The following is a 19,974-nucleotide window of genomic DNA, read 5'->3' on the forward strand; positions in this document are numbered from 1 at the left end:
AAATGCAGTGCAACTGACCAGTTTTACCGATTACGGTTTGCGGGCATTGATTTACATGGCGTTGCTGCCACAAGGCCAGCTGACCAATATCACGGAAGTGACCGAGGTGTATGGGGTATCGCGTAACCATATGGTGAAGATCATCAACCAGCTCAGCCGGTTGGGGATTGTCGAAGCGGTGCGTGGCAAAAATGGCGGGATCCGACTAGGGCTACCGGCCGAGCAAATTCGGGTCGGCGATGTGGTGCGTGGTTTAGAGCCATTGCAGCTGGTTAACTGTAGCAGCGAGTTTTGTCATATCACCCCAGCGTGCCGGTTAAAGCAGGTGTTGGCGCAGGCGTCAGCGGCGTTTTTAGCCGAGTTAGACAAATTCACGTTGGCGGATTTGGTCAGTCAAAACTTGCCGTTACGTCAGCTGTTACACTTGTCAGAATAGGGTATACTCGGAACACCCCTCCCCAACCGGACAGTGATTATGTCGCAGGATCCATTTCTGGAACGAGAAGCCGAAAAATACGAGCATCCGATCCCAAGCCGAGAATTTATTCTGGCCCACCTTGCCGAGCGCGCCGCGCCAGCCTCCCGCGATGAGTTATGCGCAGAACTTGGGCTAACTGACGACGAATTACAAGAAGCTATGCGCCGTCGTCTGCGCGCTATGGAGCGCGATGGACAACTGGTGTTCACCCGTCGTCAATGCTATGCCTTGCCTGAGCGGCTGGATATGGTGCGTGGCACGGTGATTGGCCACCGCGATGGCTATGGCTTTGTCCGCGTTGAAGGACAGAGCGATGATCTGTTCTTGCCTAACGATCAGATGCGCCAGGTGTTGCACGGTGATGTGATCATGGCCCAACCGATGGGCATGGATCGCCGTGGTCGCCGCGAAGCGCGTGTAGTGCGGGTATTAGAGCCGCGCAAAGCGCAGATCGTGGGGCGCTATTTTATGGATCAGGGTATCGGTTTTGTGGTGCCGGATGATCAGCGGATCTGCCAAGATATTATGATCCCGCCTGACGATCGTCACGGTGCTCGCATGGGGCACGTGGTGGTGGTCGAGCTGACTCAGCGTCCAGGTCGTCGCATCAATGCCGTGGGTAAAATTGTCGAAGTGCTGGGGGAGAACATGGCACCCGGCATGGAAATCCAAATTGCCTTGCGTAACCACGATATTCCGCATGTCTGGCCGGCGGCAGTGGAAAAGCAAGTCAGCAAGCTGACCGAAGAAGTCCCCGAAGAAGCTAAGCAAGGGCGTATCGACCTGCGTGAGCTGCCATTGGTGACTATCGATGGTGAAGATGCACGCGACTTCGATGACGCGGTCTATTGCGAGCAGATCCCGTCTGGGGGTTGGCGTCTGTGGGTCGCGATTGCCGATGTCAGCTACTATGTGCGGCCAAAAACCGCGCTGGATGACGAAGCGCGTAACCGTGGCACCTCAGTGTATTTCCCATCGCAAGTGATCCCGATGCTGCCGGAAGTGCTGTCGAACGGTCTGTGTTCACTTAACCCGCAGGTTGATCGCCTGTGTATGGTGTGTGAAATGACCATCTCCGCACGCGGTAAGCTCACCTCGTACACCTTCTATGAAGCAGTGATGAACTCCCACGCGCGTCTGACCTACAACAAGGTTTGGCGCATGCTGGAAGGGGATGAAGAGCTGCGTGAGCATTACGCGCCGTTGGTGCCGCACTTGGAAGAGCTGTATGGCTTGTACAAGATGCTGCGTAAAAACCGCAACCAACGCGGTGCGATTGATTTTGAAACCGAAGAAACCCAGTTCATCTTCAACGCTGAGCGCCGTATTGAGCGCATTGTGCCGCTGGTGCGTAATGATGCACATAAGATCATCGAAGAGTGCATGATCTTGGCCAACATCTCGGCGGCACGCTTTATGGAGAAATACCAAGAGCCGGCGTTGTACCGCGTGCATGATTTGCCAGGCGAAGAGCGTTTGACCGGTTTTCGCAGTTTCTTAAGCGAGCTGGGGCTGAGCCTTGGTGGTGGCATCAAGCCGGAGCCGGCCGATTACGCCAAGCTGATGGAAGATGTGCGTGAGCGGACTGACCATGAGCTGATCCAGACCATGTTGCTGCGCTCCATGAAGCAGGCGATTTACGATCCGGATAACCGCGGTCACTTCGGTCTGGCGTTAGAAGCCTATGCGCACTTTACCTCGCCAATTCGCCGTTACCCAGACTTGTCGTTGCACCGCGGGATCAAGTACCTGCTGGCCAAACAAGCTGGACAGGCCAAAGAGCGTTGGACGCCAACAGGCGGCTGGCACTACCTCGACAGCGATATGGATGTGCTCGGCGAGCACTGCTCGATGTGCGAGCGCCGCGCCGATGATGCCACCCGTGATGTTTCCGATTGGCTCAAGTGCGAGTACATGCAAGATCACGTGGGCGAAGAGTTCCGCGGCGTGATTGCAGCGGTGACCGGCTTTGGCTTCTTTGTCCGTCTGGATGAGTTGTTTATCGATGGTCTGGTGCATGTGTCGTCACTGGCTAATGACTACTACCAGTACGATGCTATCGGTCAGCGCTTGATTGGCGAGAACCTTGGCAACATCTATCGCCTCGGCGATGCGGTGCAGGTCAAGGTGGCGGCTGTGCATCTGGATGAACGTAAGATAGACTTTATGCTAACCCAGACTGAGCGCCAGCCGCGCGGTGCTGGAAAGACCGCCCGTAAGGCGGCCAAAGACGCCTTGAAGAAAATTGCTGACCGCAAAGCAGAAAGCCGCGGTGGCAAAGGGACGCCGTTCTTTGAACCGACCAAGGCACCGGAAGGCCGCGGACCGAAAAAGTCCAAAGTGGTCAAGTCATCCCGCCCGTCCCGTACCGGCGGAAGCAAGAAACCTAACCGGAAGAAGAAATAATCGTTCATGAGTGATGTTATTTTCGGTATTCATGCCGTCAAATCCCTGCTGGAGTCTGATCCGGAGCGCTTTATCGATGTATTCGTGCTCAAGGGTCGTGAAGATGAGCGCATGCGTCCACTGCTCAACGAGCTGCGTCGTTTGGGCATCAGCATCCAGCTGGCTAACCGCGCCGTGCTGGACAACAAATCCGACGGTGCGGTGCACCAAGGTATTGTGGCGCGCGTGACCGAGGCCAAGCAGTATGATGAGCATGACTTGGGTGATTTGCTCGACCGCGTTGACGTGCCTTTCCTGCTGATCTTGGATGGCGTTACCGATCCGCATAACCTCGGTGCGTGCTTACGTAGCGCCGATGCGGCCGGTGTGCACGCAGTGATCGCCCCGCGTGATCGTTCCGCCAAGCTTAACGCCATTGCCAGTAAAGTGGCCTGTGGCGCGGCAGAGCACGTGCCACTGATTAGCGTCACCAATCTGGCGCGCACCATGCGGATGCTGCAAGAGCGCGGTGTGTGGCTGGTGGGAACAGCGGGTGAAGCTACTCATGACCTGTACCACAGCAAACTGACCGGCCCGCTGGCGATTGTGATGGGCGCGGAAGGCGATGGCATGCGCCGTCTGACCCGTGAGCATTGCGATGAGCTGATCAGCATCCCAATGGCTGGTACCGTCTCTTCTCTGAACGTGTCCGTGGCAACCGGTGTATGCCTGTTTGAAGCGGTACGTCAGCGTTTAGCGGCTAAATAATCGGTCTTTGGCAACAGGCTATACCCAAACAACTTGAAGTTGCAGGTAGGCGGCAAGTGAGTGAATCCCCATGAGCATAGGTAATCTATGTGATTGGGGTGAACGAACGTAGCCAACACCGCTGCAGCTTTAAGTTGGAAGGGTATAAATCCGGAACTAATGCCGATGTGACCTTAGGGTGACATCGGCATTTTTTATTTATCGGTAGCTGTCTGCCGCGCGGTACAACTGTTGCGCAGTCGGTTTACGTTTTCGCCGCCGTTGTTTTGTCGCTTTTCTGTTGGCGCTGCGCGAATATCCTTGTATTCCCCCGTCTGGTTCAGTACACTTCTGCGGCTTAAATTCAGTCGTACTTTAAAATCGTTCCTTGCTTCCGCGGGCTTGGCGACTGACCCGGATCGGAGGCTGAATAATCCGTAAGGAGCAATTGATGCGTCATTACGAAATCGTATTTATGGTTCATCCTGACCAGAGCGAACAGGTTCCAGGCATGATCGAGCGCTACACCGGCTCTATCAAAGCAGTTGGTGGTACTATCCACCGTCTGGAAGACTGGGGTCGTCGTCAGCTGGCTTACCCAATCAACAAACTGCACAAAGCTCACTATGTTCTGATGAACGTAGAAGCGACTCAGGAAGTGATTGACGAGCTGGAAACCAACTTCCGCTACAACGACGCTGTTATCCGTAACCTGATCATGCGTACTAAGCATGCAGTAACTGAAGCGTCTCCAATGGCTAAAGCGAAAGAAGAGCGTCGTGAGCGTCGTGAAGATTTCGCTGGTGCTGATGACAGCGCAGAGGAAGCTGCTGAGTAATTATCGCTATGACAACGAATCGTCTGGTTCTGTCCGGCACAGTGTGCAAGGCGCCCAAGCGATCCGTCAGCCCCGCTGGAATTCCGCATTGTCAGTTCGTACTTGAACATCGTTCAGTACAGCAGGAAGCGGGATTTCAACGTCAAGCTTGGTGCCGCATCGTCGTGGTACTCAGTGGGCAAGCGTCACAAGCCAATACTCACAGATTAGCGGTTGGCAGCAACCTGATGGCAAGTGGTTTTATCACCCAACATCAGACCCGAAACGGGCTAAACCAATTAGTGTTGCATGCCGAGCAGATCGAATTTATAGATTCAGGAGACAAGCCACATGGCACGTTATTTCCGTCGTCGTAAGTTCTGCCGTTTCACAGCGGAAGGCGTTCAAGAGATCGACTACAAAGATACCTTCACTCTGAAGAACTACATTACCGAAAGCGGCAAGATTGTTCCTAGCCGTATCACAGGTACCCGTGCTAAGTACCAGCGTCAGCTGGCACGCGCTATCAAGCGTTCACGTTACCTGGCTCTGCTGCCGTACACTGATTCTCATCAGTAATCGGCGACTGTCTGTATTTTGAGACTCTAAAGAGGACACGGTAATGGAAGTTATTCTGCTTGATAAAATTGCAAACCTGGGCAGCCTTGGTGACAAGGTAAACGTAAAGGCTGGTTACGCTCGTAACTACCTGGTGCCTCAGGGTAAAGCAGTGATGGCAACTAAGAAGAACATCGAGTTCTTCGAAGCCCGTCGCGCTGAACTGGAAGCCAAACTGGCTGAGACTCTGGTTGCTGCATCTGCACGCGCCGAAGCTCTGACCAACCTGGCTCGCGTAACCATCGTTTCTAAAGCTGGCGACGGTGGCAAACTGTTCGGTTCTATCGGTACTCGCGATATCGCTGATGCCGTAACCGCAGCAGGCGTTGAAGTTTGCAAGAGCGAAGTTCGTCTGGACAATGGTGCCCTGCGTACCACTGGTGAGCACGAAATCCGCTTCCAACTGCACGGCGAAGTATTCGCTACTGTAGTTGTAAACGTAGAAGCTGAAGCTTAATTGTTTCGCTCCCTCGTTTAAAGAAGACGCCGGCTTATGCCGGCGTTTTTCTTTGTCTGCAATCCGTCATTAATTACGGATTTTCTATCCTGCGTCCGCGCGTTATACTCGCAGGCTCAGTCTATTTTTGTCAGCCAGCGGCTGGCGCTCTCAGATACAGCGAACGTCTATGGCGGTCAAACAAATAAAACCCTCGCGTAAAGATACACAGGTTGACGGCATCAAGTTGCCACCTCATTCCCTCGAAGCCGAGCAGTCAGTACTGGGCGGATTGATGCTGGATAACGAACGGTGGGATAACGTTGCCGAGCGCGTGGTCGCACGGGACTTTTACAGCAAACCCCATCGTTTGATCTTCGAGCAGATGCAGCGTTTGCTGGAGAGCAGCCGACCTATCGATTTGATCACCTTATCGGAATCGTTAGAGTTACAAGGCTCGCTGGAAGATGTGGGCGGCTTTGCCTATTTGGCGGAGCTGTCGAAAAACACCCCGAGTGCGGCCAATATTGGCGCGTATGCCGATATCGTGCGTGAGCGCGCGATTGTGCGTGAGATGATTGCGGTAGCGCACGAAATTGCCGATGCCGGTTACGATCCGCAGGGACGTAACAGCGAAGATCTGCTCGATCTGGCTGAGTCCAAAGTGTTCCAGATTGCCGAAAACCGTGCCAGTAAAGATGATGGCCCGAAGAGCATCGAGCAAATCTTGGAAGACACCGTATCCCGTATCGAGCAGCTGTATCAGCGCCCGCATGACGGGGTGACAGGGGTGTCGACCGGCTTTACCGATCTGGATAAGAAGACCGCCGGTTTGCAATCGTCAGATTTGATTATCGTGGCGGCGCGTCCATCGATGGGTAAAACCACCTTTGCGATGAACTTGTGTGAAAACGCGGCCATGATGCAGGAAAAACCGGTACTGATTTTCAGTCTGGAGATGCCTGCCGAACAGATCATGATGCGTATGTTGGCGTCATTGTCGCGGGTGGATCAAACTCGGATCCGTACCGGCCAGCTCGATGACGAGGACTGGGCGCGGATCTCTAGCACCATGGGGCTGCTGCTGGAAAAACGCAACATGTACATCGATGACTCCTCCGGTCTGACCCCGACCGAATTGCGCGCTCGAGCACGGCGGATTTTCCGTGAGCACGGGGGCCTGAGCCTCATCATGGTCGACTACTTGCAGTTGATGCGGGTACCGTCGTTATCGGATAACCGGACGTTGGAAATTGCCGAAATTTCCCGCTCCCTCAAAGCGCTGGCGAAAGAGTTGCAGGTTCCGGTGGTGGCACTGTCGCAGCTGAACCGGAGTCTGGAACAACGGGCCGATAAGCGCCCGGTGAACTCGGACTTGCGTGAATCAGGCTCCATCGAGCAGGATGCCGACCTGATTATGTTTATTTATCGTGATGAGGTTTATCACGAGAACAGTGATCTGAAAGGCGTGGCCGAGATCATTATCGGTAAGCAGCGTAACGGCCCGATTGGCTCTGTACGTCTGGCTTTCCAAGGGCAGTGGTCGCGGTTTGATAACTATGCCGGCCCAGCCTATGACGATGAGTATTAAGGATTAGACAAGATGAAAGCAGCTACCGCAGTGATTGACCGCGGCGCTTTGCGACATAATTTGGAGCAGGTGAAAGCGTTTGCTCCTAACAGCAACATTATTGCGGTGGTAAAGGCCAATGGTTACGGGCATGGCCTGCTGGAAGTGGCGCATACGGTAAAAGAGCAAGCCGGCTGTTTTGGGGTGGCGCGTCTGGAAGAAGCGCTGGCGCTGCGCTCTGGTGGCATCGTCAAACCTATCTTGATGCTGGAGGGTTTCTTCTCGGCCGAAGACCTGCCGGTGTTGGTCGCCAATAACATCGATACCGTGGTGCACAGCATTGAACAGCTCGAAGCGCTGGAGCAATCTGAGTTAGAGCGTCCTGTGACGGTATGGATGAAGCTCGATACTGGCATGCACCGTTTAGGCGTGCGTCCAGAGCATGCTGAGGCGTTCTATCAGCGCCTGTCACGTTGCCCGAATGTGGTGCAGCCGGTGCGCTTTATGAGCCATTTTAGCCGCGCTGATGAGCCGCATGTGAGCACAACCTTGGATCAGATGGCCTGCTTTGACAGTCTGACCATCGGTAAGCCCGGCGCGCAGTCGATTGCGGCCTCGGGGGGCATTTTGCTGTGGCCAGACTCGCATCGCGACTGGGTACGCCCAGGGATCGTGATGTACGGTGTGTCGCCATTTAGCACGCCGTATGCCTCTCATTATGGGTTGCGCCCGGCCATGACCTTGAAATCCAGCCTGATTGCAGTGCGTGAGCACAAAGCGGGTGAGGCGGTCGGTTACGGCGGTTGCTGGATCAGTGAGCGGGATACGCGCATTGGCGTGGTCGCTATCGGCTACGGTGATGGCTATCCGCGTGATGCGGCTACCGGAACTCCAGTGCTGCTCAATGGCCGTATCGTGCCGTTAGTGGGCCGGGTGTCGATGGATATGCTGACGGTAGACTTGGGGCCAGATTCGCAAGACAAAGTGGGCGATGAAGCCACGCTGTGGGGCGAAGGCTTACCGTGCGAAAAGGTGGCCGAGCATACCGGCGTGATCACCTATGAGCTGGTGACCAAGCTGACCTCGCGAGTGCAGATGCAGTATGTCGGTGACTAATTCCTGATAGCTGTGCGCAGATATTGAGAAAAAAGCGCGTCCCAAGTTCCAAGGGGCGCGCTTTTTTTTGTCTCAGCGTGTTATTTCTATTACCACGAGCCATGTGACTTAGGGTTTATGCTTAAGTGCCGCTATGCACGTCAGAGCGGTGAGTGCGGCTCCCGCGCCCACAGGGCATGACCGAATAAGCGGCGGTTCCAATCTTCTACCCAGCCGGTTTGCAGGCGCTGCACCACTTTATCTTTCCAACTGGCCGACAGTTCGGCGCAATCAGCCATTGCGACTAAACCGACGTGATTGAGCGGCTCATTAAAGAAGATGTGGTTCATGTGGTACAGCGATAGCGGTGTGCTGCCATGGGCTTCTAGGATCAGTTTATCCCCCGGTTTGACCCAACCCGGTTGCAGTACCCGCAGCAGCCAGCCGGTACGGCCACTTTTTTGCATCTGACAGGCCAAATCGACCACATCAAAGCGCAGATTCAGTTTGTAGCACGGTGAGCGTGGTTGGCTGATCTGCACGCGCGCTTCGCCGAGACGAAAGATATCGCCAACGTGGCAGTTTTCTTCAGTCAGACCGATGCCGGAGAGGTTTTCGCCAAATCCACTCGGATGGAAGTGTGGTACTTCGGGGTAGCACGCTTGCCAGTAGGCGTAATGTTCGGCCGGATAATAGTGCAAGGCGCGATCAGGGCCGCCGTGATGGCGCTGATCGGCTTGTTCATCGCCTTGAAAGCCGGTTTCGCTCAGGTAAACCGCCTCTTGGCAGGGCATTTTGTAAATCGCGCTGCACAGTCCGTGCAAGGTTTCGGTTTTTTTGCCGGTAAAGAGTTGTATTTCGGTATCCAGCAAATGCTCGCTGTCTTCTGATCCCATGCTTTTTTCTCCTGCGCCTGTCTGCTGCAAAGCGGTCGGGACCGAATTGTAGTAATAAAACTGTGATCCTAATCTCTGTCTGGGGGGATCTTGGTTATTGATTGCGCTCAGAGTAGTAAACTTTCGTCAAACCCGGCTGCATAGCTGTGATTTGAGCTGTCATCCGTCGGAATTTGTTATTTAATTAAACCAATCTATGGTTATAAACGACCAAGCACTACATGGATGCATCACAATGAACTCGATTAATCCTACTCAGACTGCGGCGTGGCAGGCACTAACGCAACATTATCAATCCATGCGTAATGTAACATTACGCGATTTGTTCGCTGACGATCCCCTCCGTTTTAACGCATATTCCGCGACATTTGAAGATCAGTTTTTGTTAGATTATTCAAAAAACTTGATTAATCAATCAACTATGCAGCACCTGTTGGCGTTGGCGCACGAGACCAAACTGCCAGAGGCGATTGCCGCCATGTTCCGTGGGGACAAAATTAACCGCACCGAAGATCGGGCGGTGCTGCACGTGGCGCTGCGTAACCGTAGCAACACGCCAATTATGGTCGATGGTCAGGACGTGATGCCGCAAGTCAATGCGGTACTGGCTAAGATGAAAGCGTTTTGCGACAAAGTGATCAGTGGGCTGTGGACCGGTTACACCGGCAAAGCGATCACCGATGTGGTGAATATCGGTATCGGTGGTTCGGACTTGGGCCCTTACATGGTGACCGAGGCGCTTAAGCCGTACAAAAATCACCTGAACATGCACTTTGTTTCTAACGTGGATGGCACTCATATCGCCGAAACGCTGAAGAGTTTGGATCCGGAGACCACGCTGTTCTTGGTAGCCTCCAAGACCTTCACCACGCAAGAAACCATGACCAACGCCCTGAGCGCCCGTGAGTGGTTCTTGCAAAGCGCCCACGAGCAAGCACATGTGGCCAAGCATTTTGCTGCGTTGTCCACCAACGCCAGCGCGGTCGCGGCATTCGGTATTGATACCGCCAACATGTTCGAGTTCTGGGACTGGGTCGGTGGCCGTTATTCCCTGTGGTCAGCGATCGGTCTGTCGATTGCGCTGTCGATTGGTTTTGATAACTTCGAGCAACTGCTGTCCGGCGCACACGCCATGGATCGCCATTTTGCCGAAACGGAGCTGTCACACAACCTGCCGGTGCTGCTGGCGCTGATTGGCCTGTGGTACAACAATTTCTATGGCGCTGAAACTGAAGCGATTTTGCCATACGATCAATACATGCACCGTTTTGCAGCTTACTTCCAGCAGGGCAACATGGAGTCCAACGGTAAGTATGTGGATCGCAACGGTCAGCCGGTGGATTACCAAACTGGCCCGATTATCTGGGGTGAGCCGGGAACCAACGGTCAGCACGCGTTCTATCAGCTGATCCACCAAGGCACCAAGATGATCCCGTGTGACTTTATCGCGCCTGCGGTGAGTCACAATCCGCTGGGTGATCACCACGCTAAGCTGATGTCTAACTTCTTTGCTCAGACCGAGGCTCTGGCCTTTGGTAAAACGGCCGCGGAAGTGGAAGAAGAGTTTGCTGTGGCCGGTAAATCGGCGGCGGACGTGGCGCACATCGTGCCATTCAAGGTGTTTGAAGGTAACCGCCCAACCAACTCAATCTTGCTGCGCGCTATCACGCCATATAGCTTAGGCGCGCTGATTGCACTGTATGAGCACAAGATCTTCACCCAAGGCGCTATTTTGAATATCTACAGCTTCGATCAGTGGGGCGTAGAGCTGGGTAAACAGCTGGCGAACCGCATCCTGCCTGAGCTGCAAGATAAAGACGCCATCAATAGCCACGACTCTTCCACCAACGGTTTGATTAACCGTTTCAAAGAGTGGCGCATCTAAGGTCAGCACTTAGCTTGTGAACGTAAGAAGCGAGCGCAAGAAGTAAGATGCAAAAAACCGGTCAGTCGACCGGTTTTTTTTATCTGTCTGGTGATGCCGAGCCGGGTGGAAATGCGGGCGGTGACGCTGACATCGAAGAGCGTTAGCCAAGCGCGCGGCAACGGGCACAGGTGCCATGCACCTCGACGATCCGGTGCTTGATTTGAAATCCGAGGCTGTCGGCCACTTCGCTCAGGGCCTGTTCTATCACCCCGCCACGACTTTCATCCACCGAGCCGCATTGATCGCAGATAAACAGCTGACTGTGATGGACATGCTCTTCAAAACCACTGCACAGCACAAAGGCATTCACCGATTCCACTTTGTGCACAAAACCTTGCTCGAGCAGAAAATCCAGTGCGCGGTATACGGTCGGTGGTTTGGCTTGCGGCTCGCGGGCGCGCAGGCGGTCGAGCAGATCGTAAGCGGTAATGGCGCCGGGTTGCTCGGCGAGCAGGCGCAGCACCTGCTGGCGCTGGGCGGTTAAACGCACCCCGCGTTGCTCACATAACTGCTGGGCTTTTTGAAGTAAACGTTGAATGGCTTGCTGATTCATGCCTGCGATCTGCAATTTGCGCTAGTGATACCGCTTTCCAGTGTAGCACGGCGCTGCCTGCAATAGTGACCGCTAGCGGTGAAAAGTCCGTGAGTTTTGTGGGGTTAGGCACGTTGTGACTGTATGTGCTCTGGCCTGCTGCGACAGGGTGTAGCACGGCTAGGTCGCGACATCGAGACGTGATCTGGACTTCCTTGTGCTTCCCTCCCCAATGGCGGTAATTCGGGCTATACTGTCGCGCTTATTTTATCCACCCGAAAGAGAGCCGCAGACTTTGTCAAACCGTGAACAGCCGCAAGGCAACCCTCAATATTGGGCTGGCCGTTTCAGCGTCGCCCCGATGCTGGATTGGACCGATCGTCACTGCCGTTATTTCCATCGTCAGCTGAGTCAGCATACCCAGCTGTACACCGAGATGGTCACCACGGGCGCCATTATTCATGGCAAGGGCGACTATCTGGCCTATAACGAGGAAGAGCATCCGGTAGTGTTGCAGTTAGGCGGTAGTAATCCGGCCGATCTGGCGCAGTGCGCACGTTTGGCCGAGCAACGCGGTTATGATGAGATTAACCTGAATGTGGGGTGTCCATCGGATCGGGTACAAAACGGCATGTTCGGTGCCTGCCTGATGGGTAATGCTCAGCTGGTGGCCGATTGCGTGAAAGCGATGCGCGATCAGGTCTCGATTCCGGTCACGGTCAAAACCCGGATCGGGATTGACGATCAAGACAGCTATGCCTTTTTGGTGGACTTCATCCAGACCGTGGCCGGTGCGGGTGAGTGCGATAACTTTATCGTGCATGCGCGCAAAGCGTGGCTGTCAGGGCTGAGTCCGAAAGAGAACCGTGAGATCCCGCCATTGGATTACGCGCGCGTCTATCAGCTGAAAAAAGACTTCCCGCAGCTGAAAATCGGCATTAACGGCGGCATTAAAACCTTGGATGAGGCGCGCGAGCATCTGCAGCATCTTGACGGTGTGATGATGGGGCGCGAAGCGTACCAAAACCCGAGCATTTTGACGCAAGTAGATCAACAGCTGTTTGACCCGAGTGCGGCGATCGCCGACAGCATTGCCGCGGTGGAGGCCATGTACCCGTACATCGAGCGCGAGCTGAGTAAAGGCACTTATCTGGGCCACATTACCCGCCATATGCTGGGGATTTTCCAAGGCATTCCGGGCGCGCGTCAGTGGCGTCGTCACTTAAGTGAAAATGCGCATAAGCCGGGGGCCGGTATCCCTGTGTTGGAGCAAGCGCTGGCGATGGTGCGCCGCTAAGCTGCGATTGCCACACGCTATGCGGTGGTGAAATTGACGATATGGCGCAGCAAGTTGACCGCTAGGTGGTTAAATTGCGCAGCGCGAGCGGCGACCGTGTGCAGCGAATAACGCTAACTGATTGAATTACTAATTGAATTGATAAACTAACATGCCAGCCTTGAGCTGGCATGAAACTTGATAGCCTAGATGGATAAGAGCTAGATGGATAAGAGAATGGGAAGTACGCCATCGAGGCTGTCTTTCCCACGTGGTCATCAGGTGATGCTGTGAGTACAGCAAGGAGTCAATGATGTTAGAACTGTTATTTGTTTTAGGCTTTTTTGTGGTGTTGCTGGCCACCGGTTTATCGGTGCTGGGCGCGTTACTGGCGTTGCTGGCCGGTTTTGCGTTGATGCTACTGGGCGGCATGCTGGCGCTGGCATTGAAACTGCTGCCGTGGTTACTGCTGGCGGTGGTGGTGGTTTGGCTGTTGCGCAGTAAAGTTCCGGCCAGCCAACGCTATTTTCGTCGACGCTAATCGATTAAGGCAGTGATTGCGGTGGTTTTTTCACCGTTTTTGTGCACGCCACGGCTAGTCGAGGTTGACCATTAATGGCATGATGGCGACCCTGCGGCTATGGGCATCATACGTAGCTCTGTAAACACGGAGCGAGCAATGCAGAACGACAAACATTGATTTTGCAACATCATTGATTTGCCAAACAAAATAGTGGCAGAAGACGATTGGCCGATGACCGAGCGCTACCGATAGGTAAATACGTCGCCAATACCGTACCGTACATTCTGGAAAAGGAATTCATCATGCGAGCAGGACTGATTTCGCTGTTATTACTGGCGGCTGGATTTGCGCAGGCCGAGGTACAGGTTGCCGAACCGTATGTTCGTGCGACGGTGCCGGGCGCGCAGATGTCGGCGGCCTTTGCCACCTTGTTTAATCCGGAAGATGATGAGCGCCATCTGGTTGCGGTCAGCTCACCGGTTGCGAAACAGGTGGAGCTTCACGATATGGTGGTCAGCCCAGACGGGGTGATGAATATGCAAAAGGTGGAGCAAATTACCATTCCGGCCAAGGGCACCTTGATGCTCAAACCGGGCAGTTTGCATATCATGCTGTTGCAGCTCACCCAGCCGTTGCCGGCGGGAACTGAGGTTCCCTTGACCCTGACCTTCGATAACGGTCAGCAGGTTCAGATTCAGGCAACCGCACGCGAGGTTAAACCCGCTGGCCATCATCATCCAAAATCGTAATTTGGGGACTTTTGTGTGATTCCCGCAAAAACGCTGGCACAGGGGTGTTGGCGTGGCGGTGATTGGTTGTTGGGTAAAGGAAGTAAAATGAAGAAAAGTTTAGCTCTGGTTGCCATGTTGGTAGCTGCGCCGGCCATGGCCGACTCTCTGGCTGTTCGTGGTAGTGCCGAATTTATTGCCGGTGCCACATTGGACGCTGGTCACGGCTTCAAAGATAACAGCGCTGACGGCTACCGTGTAGGTCTGGAAGTGGTTCATCCAATTCCATTGCTGCCAAATGCGCTGGTACGCTACCAGAATCTGGATGGCAGCTCGAATGGCATGGTGCTGGAGCAAGAAAAGCTGGACGCGATCGGCTACTACCAGCTGCTGGATAACGGCCTGATCAACGTGGATCTGGGTGCTGGCTGGCGTAAGCAGACCAACACCGTTGGTGGTTATGACGTTGAGCACGGTATGTTCCTGGCTTACTCTGCCGGTGAACTGCGTATTCCTGGCACACCACTGGCAGTGACCGGTGAGCTGAACATGCCATTCTACGACAACACCTGGGGCTACGACGGTCAGCTGGGTCTGGCGATGCGCATGGGCGCTATCAACCTGAAAGCCGGTTACCAGTGGGCTAAGATGGACTTCAACGAAAGCAATAAAGCGGGCGACGTGGATACCAACGGTTGGTACGGCGGCCTGACTTTCGGCTTCTAATCGCCGATCACGAGAATTTTATCGCCTAGTCGCGACAGGCTCCGTTATCTCTAACAATGCCATCGCGCTCGATGCGTGAACAGGGCGTTTGCTGGTGCAAGCGCCCTGTTTTTTTCCGCCTATGGCAACGCGTATTTCCCACTCCTTCTTCGACGCTGTTCTTTGTCTCCCTTTCCTTATTCCGCGTTTATTTCTTTTGGTTATTAACCATTGCTATCGATTCTTTATCGCGCTTTTAAATAGTGAGTAATCTGACGACATCTCTTCATAAGGAATGTCGTGATCATGAGTGCCAAGGATTTACTGACGACCGGAGCGCCGTTTCCTCCGGAACAACTAAGCCGACTGCAACAAACGCTGGCGCAGGCGTCTCCTCTGCAGCTGGCATGGCTGTCAGGCTATACATGGGCGCTCAGCCAATCTTCCTCTGTAACACTGGCCGCCGAGGGTGCGGTGACGACCGCCGCGGCTCGTCCGCTGATCACCTTGTGGTCAGCCTCACAAACCGGCAATGCACGCCGTGTGGCCGAGCAGTTACAGCAACAGCTGCAAGCGCAAGGCTGGCAGGTGGAGCACTGGCGCAGTGGCGAAGTGAAAACCAAAACGCTGGCGCAACTGTCGGTATTGCTGGTGGTAGCGGCAACCTATGGTGAAGGTGAGCCGCCCGAAGAAGCGTTGGGATTGCACAAGTTTTTACTCTCAGCGCGTGCGCCTAAGCTTGAGCATTTGCGTTATGCGGTGCTGGGGCTTGGAGATTCGTCTTACGAGCATTTTTGCCAGACCGGCAAAGACTTTGATCGCCGCTTAAGCGAGTTAGGTGCTCAGCCGTTGCTCGCCAGGGTGGATGCGGATGTGGATTTTGCTGCTACCGCCAGCCATTGGCAGCAAGAGGTGCTAGCTGCCTTGGCGCCGTTAGCCGCTGCTGCTGGCGAATCGCCGTCCAGCGTAGTAACGCCGGTCGCGGCGGCGGTCGGTGCGGTTTATCAGCGCGATAATCCTTGCACGGTGTCGCTGCTGGCAAGGCAGAAAATCACTGGGCGTAACTCCAGCAAAGATATCCAGCATATCGAGCTGGATTTAGCTGGCACCGGACTGACTTATCAGCCGGGGGATGCCTTAGGTGTTTGGCAACATAACGATCCGGCGCTGGTAGCGGAGCTCTTGCAGCTGACCGGCTTGCCTGCCGATGCACTCGTCACCCTTGATGGACAACCTTTGCGCTTGGCCGATGCCCTGCGGGAAAAGCTGGAGCTGAGCCAAAATGCGCCCACCGTAGTGGCCGCCTATGCCGAATTGAGTGGCGATGCGACCTTGTTGGCACTACGTGACGATAAAGCGGCGTTGCGTGCGTATGCCCAGCGTCATCCGGTGCCGAGCATGCTGGCCACGATTCCTGCCGCGCTGAGCGCCCAGCAATTAGTCGAGCTGCTGCGCCGCTTAACACCGCGTCTGTACTCGATTGCCTCTTCGCAAGCCGAAGTCGGGGAAGAGGTGCACCTGACCGTCGGAGTGGTGCGTTACGCGGAGGGCGATAAAACCCGCACGGGCGCGGCGTCCGGTTATCTGGGCGAGCGTTTATCAGAAGGGGACAGCCTGCGGGTGTTTGTCGAACCCAATGATCAGTTTCGCCTACCCAGCTCTCCGAATGCGCCGGTGATCATGATAGGCCCTGGTACTGGAATAGCCCCGTTTCGGGCTTTTATGCAGCAGCGTGCGGCGGAGGGGGCCGGCGGTCCAAACTGGCTCTTTTTCGGTAACCCTCATTTTACGGAAGATTTTTTGTATCAGGTGGAGTGGCAGCGTTGGGTTAAAGAAGGCGTCGTCAGCCGCATCTCACTGGCGTGGTCGCGCGATCAGGCGCAGAAAATTTATGTACAAGATCGCCTGCGTGAGCAGGGCGCTGAGATCTGGCAGTGGTTACAACAAGGCGCGCACCTGTATGTGTGCGGCGATGCCAGCAAGATGGCGCATGATGTACAGCAAGCGTTATTGGACATAGTGGCTCAGCACGGTGACATGGACGCCGCGCAGAGTGAAGCGTATCTGGACGAACTGCGCGCCGCGCAGCGTTATCAGCGAGATGTATACTGATGAGTGACTATCAATTTAGCAGCAAGCATCCTGGCCCTCTGGTGGTCGATTGGCCACTGAGCGATGCCGAGCGCATGAAGCGCGACAGTAATTTCCTGCGTGGCAGCATTGCCGCCGATTTGCATGATGGCCTGACCGGTGGCTTTAACGGCGATAACTTCCTGCTGATCCGCTTTCACGGCATGTATCAGCAAGATGACCGCGATATTCGCGCCGAGCGCGCTGAACAAAAACTCGAACCGCGTCATGCCATGATGCTGCGCTGCCGTCTGCCAGGCGGCGTGATTACCCCGCAGCAGTGGTTGGGGATCGATCGTTTCGCTGCCGACAGTACCCTGTACGGCAGTATCCGACTGACCAACCGTCAGACCTTTCAGTTTCACGGCGTGCTAAAGCCGAACGTCAAGCCGATGCACCAGATGCTGCATGCGCTGGGGCTGGATGCACTGGCAACCGCCAATGACGTTAACCGTAACGTGCTGTGCACCTCCAACCCGATTGAATCGCAGCTGCATCAAGAGGCGTGGGATTGGGCACGTAAAATCTCCGAGCATCTGCTGCCGCAAACTCGCGCTTATGCCGAGATCTGGCTGGATGAAGAGAAAATCGCCACGACGGATGTTGAGCCGATTTTGGGCGCTACCTATTTGCCACGGAAATTCAAAACTGCGGTTGTCATTCCGCCACAAAACGATGTGGACGTGCATGCCAATGACTTGAGCTTTGTGGCGATCGCCGAGCAAGGAAAGCTGGTGGGCTTTAACGTGCTGGTCGGCGGTGGTTTATCCATTACCTTTGGGGATAAATCAACCTATGCGCGCACCGCTAGCGATCTGGGCTTTATCACTCCTGAGCAAACCTTAGCGGTGGCCGAGGCGGTGGTGACCACCCAACGCGATTGGGGTAACCGCAGTAATCGCAAAAATGCCAAAACGAAGTACACCATCGAGCGTGTGGGAGTGGATAACTTTCGCGCCGAAGTGGAAAAACGCGCGCAGGTGCAGTTTGCGCCGTCACGCGAGTATGCGTTTACCGGACGCGGCGATCGCATCGGTTGGGTGCAAGGCATTGATGGCAAATGGCACCTGACGCTGTATATCGAAAATGGACGGATTCTGGATTATCCGCAAAAGCCGCTGAAAACCGGTTTGGCGGCCATTGCCCGCGTTCACCGTGGTGATTTTCGTCTCACCGCCAATCAAAACTTGATTGTGGCGGGCGTTGCGGAAGCTGATAAGGCGCAGATTGAGCAGTTGGCGCGTAGCCATGGCCTGATGAGCGATAGCTTAACGCCGCTGCGGCAAAACGCCATGGCGTGCGTCTCGTTCCCGACCTGCCCATTGGCGATGGCGGAAGCCGAACGTTTCTTACCGCGCTTGGTGAGTGAAGTGGAAGCCATTTTGGCCCGTCACGGCGTGGCGCAAGAGAGCATTGTGCTGCGCGTCACCGGTTGCCCGAATGGCTGTGGCCGCGCTTTGTTGGCCGAAATTGGCTTGGTGGGTAAAGCGCTGGGTCGTTATAACCTGCATCTGGGCGGTAATCGTGAAGGCACCCGTATTCCGCGCATGTACCGCGAGAATATTACTGACAGCGAAATTTTAACGATTTTGGATACGTTGATTGCCCGTTGGGCGGCTGAGCGTACGCCCGATGAAGGTTTCGGCGATTTTACTGTCCGCACAGGCATCATCCGCCCGGTGCTCGATCCGGCTCGTGACTTTTATGATTAATTTTTTATGAGTGAGGAGACGCCGATCATTATGTCTAACTCATCTTCTACGTCGCCTGAGCGCCAGCCGACCCTGACTGAGCTGACGGTGCCACCGTTGGCTGAGTTACTGGCCTTAACGCCGCCTGAGCGCGAACAGGCACTGGCGGCGCTCAATCAGGCTCTATTGGCGCTGCCCGCAGCGGCGCGGGTGGCATGGGCCTTTGAACATCTGCCGGGAGCGCATGTCCTTTCTTCCAGCTTTGGTATTCAGGCGGCGGTTAGCTTGCACTTATTGGTGCAGCAGCAGCCGACTATTCCAGTGATCCTCACCGACACCGGCTATCTGTTTGCCGAAACGTACCAGTTTATCGATAGCCTGACCGAACGCCTGCAGCTGAATTTGCAGGTGTTTCGCAGCCCCTTATCGCCGGCGTGGCAAGAGGCGCGCTATGGCCGCTTGTGGGAGCAAGGCTTGGATGGGTTAGCGCAGTATAACCAACTGAATAAAGTCGAACCGATGCAACGCGCGCTCGAGCAATTGCAGGCCGGGACGTGGTTTGCTGGCTTACGCCGCGCGCAGGCCAGTAGCCGCGCCAGTTTGCCGGTGCTGAGTGTGCAGCGCGGCTGCTTTAAGTTTTTGCCGATTGTCGATTGGGATAACCGGCAGGTGCACCGTTATCTGACCGAACATGGCTTACCCTATCATCCACTGTGGGAGCAAGGGTATCTGTCGGTGGGCGATACCCATACCACGCGCAAATGGGAGCCGGGCATGAGCGAAGAAGAGACGCGCTTTTTCGGTTTGAAACGTGAGTGCGGCCTGCATGAATCCGGGGAAGATCAAGGCTCGGGGATCTAACGCGATCACAAATTCGGCGGCGGGGAGTGAACTTACCGGTAAAACGCGATGCGACGCGGCGTATTTTTTAACCAAGGTTGCTAGGATGACACTCTGTTTGGCTATCCTCGCTTTGCTGCTATGTAAGCTTGCGCGCCCCATCCGACAGCCGATGTGTGGCTGCGGAATGGTAGGGCGTCACGATAGTCTACGCACCGTTTAGCACTTCCGTTTAGAAATGTCGTTTAGAAATACCGTTTTGAACATAGGGAAAGACAATGTCGAAGTTGCAAGGAACCGTGAAGTGGTTCAATGACAGTAAAGGGTTTGGGTTTATTCAAAATGCTGGCGGAGAAGATGTGTTTGTGCACTTTTCTGCGATTCAGGGCAACGGTTTTCGCACGCTAAAAGAAGGTCAGCAGGTCACTTATACTGAGGTCAGTGACCAGCGCGGGAAAAAAGCCGAAAACGTCGAGCCGGTGGTGTAACCCACGCCCAATAAAGAAACCAATAAAAAAAGCCGTGTGAGTCACACGGCTTTTTTGCAGTATCGCTTTTAGCGTAGCAATGTCGCTTGCTG

General features: G+C 54.7%; 20 protein-coding genes. 18 read left to right on the forward strand and 2 right to left on the reverse strand.

The features are described from left to right. The first annotated feature begins 7 nt into the window (after positions 1-7). From nsrR to alr, 9 genes are all read left to right on the forward strand, one after another. On the forward strand, positions 8-436 hold the full coding sequence (gene nsrR, locus L975_RS00935; protein ID WP_010864764.1) for a nitric oxide-sensing transcriptional repressor NsrR: 429 nt from the start codon (positions 8-10) through the stop codon (positions 434-436). Between the two features lie 39 nt (positions 437-475). Next, positions 476-2,884, forward strand: coding sequence for a ribonuclease R (gene rnr / locus L975_RS00940; protein WP_010864763.1), 2,409 nt, complete (start codon positions 476-478; stop codon positions 2,882-2,884). Between the two features lie 6 nt (positions 2,885-2,890). Next, positions 2,891-3,631, forward strand: coding sequence for a 23S rRNA (guanosine(2251)-2'-O)-methyltransferase RlmB (gene rlmB, locus L975_RS00945; RefSeq protein WP_010864762.1), 741 nt, complete (start codon positions 2,891-2,893; stop codon positions 3,629-3,631). Between the two features lie 430 nt (positions 3,632-4,061). Further along, positions 4,062-4,448: a 30S ribosomal protein S6 gene (gene rpsF, locus L975_RS00950; RefSeq protein ID WP_010864761.1), complete on the forward strand. Its 387-nt coding sequence runs from the start codon at positions 4,062-4,064 to the stop codon at positions 4,446-4,448. Positions 4,449-4,456: 8 nt separating this feature from the next. Then, positions 4,457-4,804: a primosomal replication protein N gene (gene priB, locus L975_RS17450; protein WP_071849706.1), complete on the forward strand. Its 348-nt coding sequence runs from the start codon at positions 4,457-4,459 to the stop codon at positions 4,802-4,804. After that, positions 4,779-5,006: a 30S ribosomal protein S18 gene (gene rpsR, locus L975_RS00955; RefSeq protein WP_010864759.1), complete on the forward strand. Its 228-nt coding sequence runs from the start codon at positions 4,779-4,781 to the stop codon at positions 5,004-5,006. The genes priB and rpsR overlap by 26 nt, the downstream gene beginning before the upstream one ends. A gap of 43 nt (positions 5,007-5,049) precedes the next feature. Continuing rightward, a complete protein-coding gene (rplI, locus tag L975_RS00960) occupies positions 5,050-5,502 on the forward strand; it encodes a 50S ribosomal protein L9 (RefSeq protein ID WP_010864758.1) in 453 nt (150 codons plus the stop codon). A gap of 169 nt (positions 5,503-5,671) precedes the next feature. Continuing rightward, positions 5,672-7,072, forward strand: a complete 1,401-nt coding sequence (gene dnaB, locus L975_RS00965; RefSeq protein ID WP_010864757.1) for a replicative DNA helicase — start codon at positions 5,672-5,674, stop codon at positions 7,070-7,072. Positions 7,073-7,084: 12 nt separating this feature from the next. Then, a complete protein-coding gene (alr, locus tag L975_RS00970; protein WP_010864756.1) occupies positions 7,085-8,167 on the forward strand; it encodes an alanine racemase in 1,083 nt (360 codons plus the stop codon). A 140-nt stretch (positions 8,168-8,307) separates the two neighbouring features. On the opposite strand, the gene L975_RS00975 is transcribed toward alr, so the two are convergent. Then, positions 8,308-9,042 carry an MOSC domain-containing protein gene (locus L975_RS00975; RefSeq protein ID WP_052181184.1) on the reverse strand — a complete coding sequence of 245 codons (735 nt, stop codon included), beginning with the start codon at positions 9,040-9,042 and terminating at the stop codon, positions 8,308-8,310. A gap of 235 nt (positions 9,043-9,277) precedes the next feature. Here L975_RS00975 and pgi point away from each other — a divergent pair, with 235 nt between their 5' ends. Continuing rightward, complete coding sequence (gene pgi, locus L975_RS00980; protein ID WP_047706701.1) at positions 9,278-10,927, forward strand: glucose-6-phosphate isomerase; 1,650 nt, start codon at positions 9,278-9,280, stop codon at positions 10,925-10,927. Between the two features lie 142 nt (positions 10,928-11,069). Here the strand turns inward: pgi and zur are convergent, their stop codons facing one another. Further along, positions 11,070-11,522, reverse strand: coding sequence for a zinc uptake transcriptional repressor Zur (gene zur / locus L975_RS00985; RefSeq protein ID WP_010864753.1), 453 nt, complete (start codon positions 11,520-11,522; stop codon positions 11,070-11,072). A 211-nt stretch (positions 11,523-11,733) separates the two neighbouring features. On the opposite strand from zur, the gene dusA reads away from it, so the two are divergent. From dusA to L975_RS01025, 8 genes are all read left to right on the forward strand, one after another. Beyond that, entirely contained in the window at positions 11,734-12,798 is a 1,065-nt protein-coding gene (gene dusA, locus L975_RS00990; protein WP_081995558.1) for a tRNA dihydrouridine(20/20a) synthase DusA, read from the forward strand. 292 nt (positions 12,799-13,090) lie between these two features. Then, entirely contained in the window at positions 13,091-13,318 is a 228-nt protein-coding gene (gene pspG / locus L975_RS00995) for an envelope stress response protein PspG (RefSeq protein WP_047706705.1), read from the forward strand. Between the two features lie 284 nt (positions 13,319-13,602). Next, entirely contained in the window at positions 13,603-14,049 is a 447-nt protein-coding gene (locus L975_RS01000) for a copper chaperone PCu(A)C (RefSeq protein WP_047706707.1), read from the forward strand. An 87-nt stretch (positions 14,050-14,136) separates the two neighbouring features. After that, the gene (locus L975_RS01005) at positions 14,137-14,754 is read left to right on the forward strand and encodes a TIGR04219 family outer membrane beta-barrel protein (protein WP_010864749.1); all 618 of its coding nucleotides are present in this window, start codon (positions 14,137-14,139) and stop codon (positions 14,752-14,754) included. A gap of 285 nt (positions 14,755-15,039) precedes the next feature. After that, complete coding sequence (gene cysJ / locus L975_RS01010) at positions 15,040-16,845, forward strand: NADPH-dependent assimilatory sulfite reductase flavoprotein subunit (RefSeq protein ID WP_047706709.1); 1,806 nt, start codon at positions 15,040-15,042, stop codon at positions 16,843-16,845. Beyond that, positions 16,845-18,575 (forward strand): assimilatory sulfite reductase (NADPH) hemoprotein subunit, encoded by a 1,731-nt coding sequence (gene cysI, locus L975_RS01015; RefSeq protein ID WP_047706710.1) that lies wholly within the window; start codon positions 16,845-16,847, stop codon positions 18,573-18,575. Before cysJ ends, cysI begins: the two co-directional genes overlap by 1 nt. A 96-nt stretch (positions 18,576-18,671) precedes the next feature. Next, positions 18,672-19,415: a phosphoadenylyl-sulfate reductase gene (locus tag L975_RS01020; protein ID WP_369795298.1), complete on the forward strand. Its 744-nt coding sequence runs from the start codon at positions 18,672-18,674 to the stop codon at positions 19,413-19,415. A 257-nt stretch (positions 19,416-19,672) separates the two neighbouring features. After that, the gene (locus L975_RS01025) at positions 19,673-19,882 is read left to right on the forward strand and encodes a cold-shock protein (RefSeq protein WP_010864745.1); all 210 of its coding nucleotides are present in this window, start codon (positions 19,673-19,675) and stop codon (positions 19,880-19,882) included. Positions 19,883-19,974: the final 92 nt, after the last annotated feature.

The sequence above is a fragment of the Plesiomonas sp. ZOR0011 genome (genome assembly GCF_000800945.1).
Taxonomy (GTDB): Bacteria; Pseudomonadota; Gammaproteobacteria; order Enterobacterales; family CAMTGL01; genus Plesiomonas; species Plesiomonas shigelloides.

Bases quoted from the DNA above. Each gene is read 5' to 3' on its own strand.
- rnr (WP_010864763.1), top strand. From the start codon at position 476: ATGTCGCAGGATCCATTTCTGGAACGAGAAGCCGAAAAATACGAGCAT.
- rlmB (WP_010864762.1), top strand. From the start codon at position 2,891: ATGAGTGATGTTATTTTCGGTATTCATGCCGTCAAATCCCTGCTGGAG.
- rpsF (WP_010864761.1), top strand. From the start codon at position 4,062: ATGCGTCATTACGAAATCGTATTTATGGTTCATCCTGACCAGAGCGAA.
- priB (WP_071849706.1), top strand. From the start codon at position 4,457: ATGACAACGAATCGTCTGGTTCTGTCCGGCACAGTGTGCAAGGCGCCC.
- rpsR (WP_010864759.1), top strand. From the start codon at position 4,779: ATGGCACGTTATTTCCGTCGTCGTAAGTTCTGCCGTTTCACAGCGGAA.
- rplI (WP_010864758.1), top strand. From the start codon at position 5,050: ATGGAAGTTATTCTGCTTGATAAAATTGCAAACCTGGGCAGCCTTGGT.
- dnaB (WP_010864757.1), top strand. From the start codon at position 5,672: ATGGCGGTCAAACAAATAAAACCCTCGCGTAAAGATACACAGGTTGAC.
- alr (WP_010864756.1), top strand. From the start codon at position 7,085: ATGAAAGCAGCTACCGCAGTGATTGACCGCGGCGCTTTGCGACATAAT.
- L975_RS00975 (WP_052181184.1), bottom strand. From the start codon at position 9,042: ATGGGATCAGAAGACAGCGAGCATTTGCTGGATACCGAAATACAACTC.
- pgi (WP_047706701.1), top strand. From the start codon at position 9,278: ATGAACTCGATTAATCCTACTCAGACTGCGGCGTGGCAGGCACTAACG.
- zur (WP_010864753.1), bottom strand. From the start codon at position 11,522: ATGAATCAGCAAGCCATTCAACGTTTACTTCAAAAAGCCCAGCAGTTA.
- dusA (WP_081995558.1), top strand. From the start codon at position 11,734: ATGGCGGTAATTCGGGCTATACTGTCGCGCTTATTTTATCCACCCGAA.
- pspG (WP_047706705.1), top strand. From the start codon at position 13,091: ATGTTAGAACTGTTATTTGTTTTAGGCTTTTTTGTGGTGTTGCTGGCC.
- L975_RS01000 (WP_047706707.1), top strand. From the start codon at position 13,603: ATGCGAGCAGGACTGATTTCGCTGTTATTACTGGCGGCTGGATTTGCG.
- L975_RS01005 (WP_010864749.1), top strand. From the start codon at position 14,137: ATGAAGAAAAGTTTAGCTCTGGTTGCCATGTTGGTAGCTGCGCCGGCC.
- cysJ (WP_047706709.1), top strand. From the start codon at position 15,040: ATGAGTGCCAAGGATTTACTGACGACCGGAGCGCCGTTTCCTCCGGAA.
- cysI (WP_047706710.1), top strand. From the start codon at position 16,845: ATGAGTGACTATCAATTTAGCAGCAAGCATCCTGGCCCTCTGGTGGTC.
- L975_RS01025 (WP_010864745.1), top strand. From the start codon at position 19,673: ATGTCGAAGTTGCAAGGAACCGTGAAGTGGTTCAATGACAGTAAAGGG.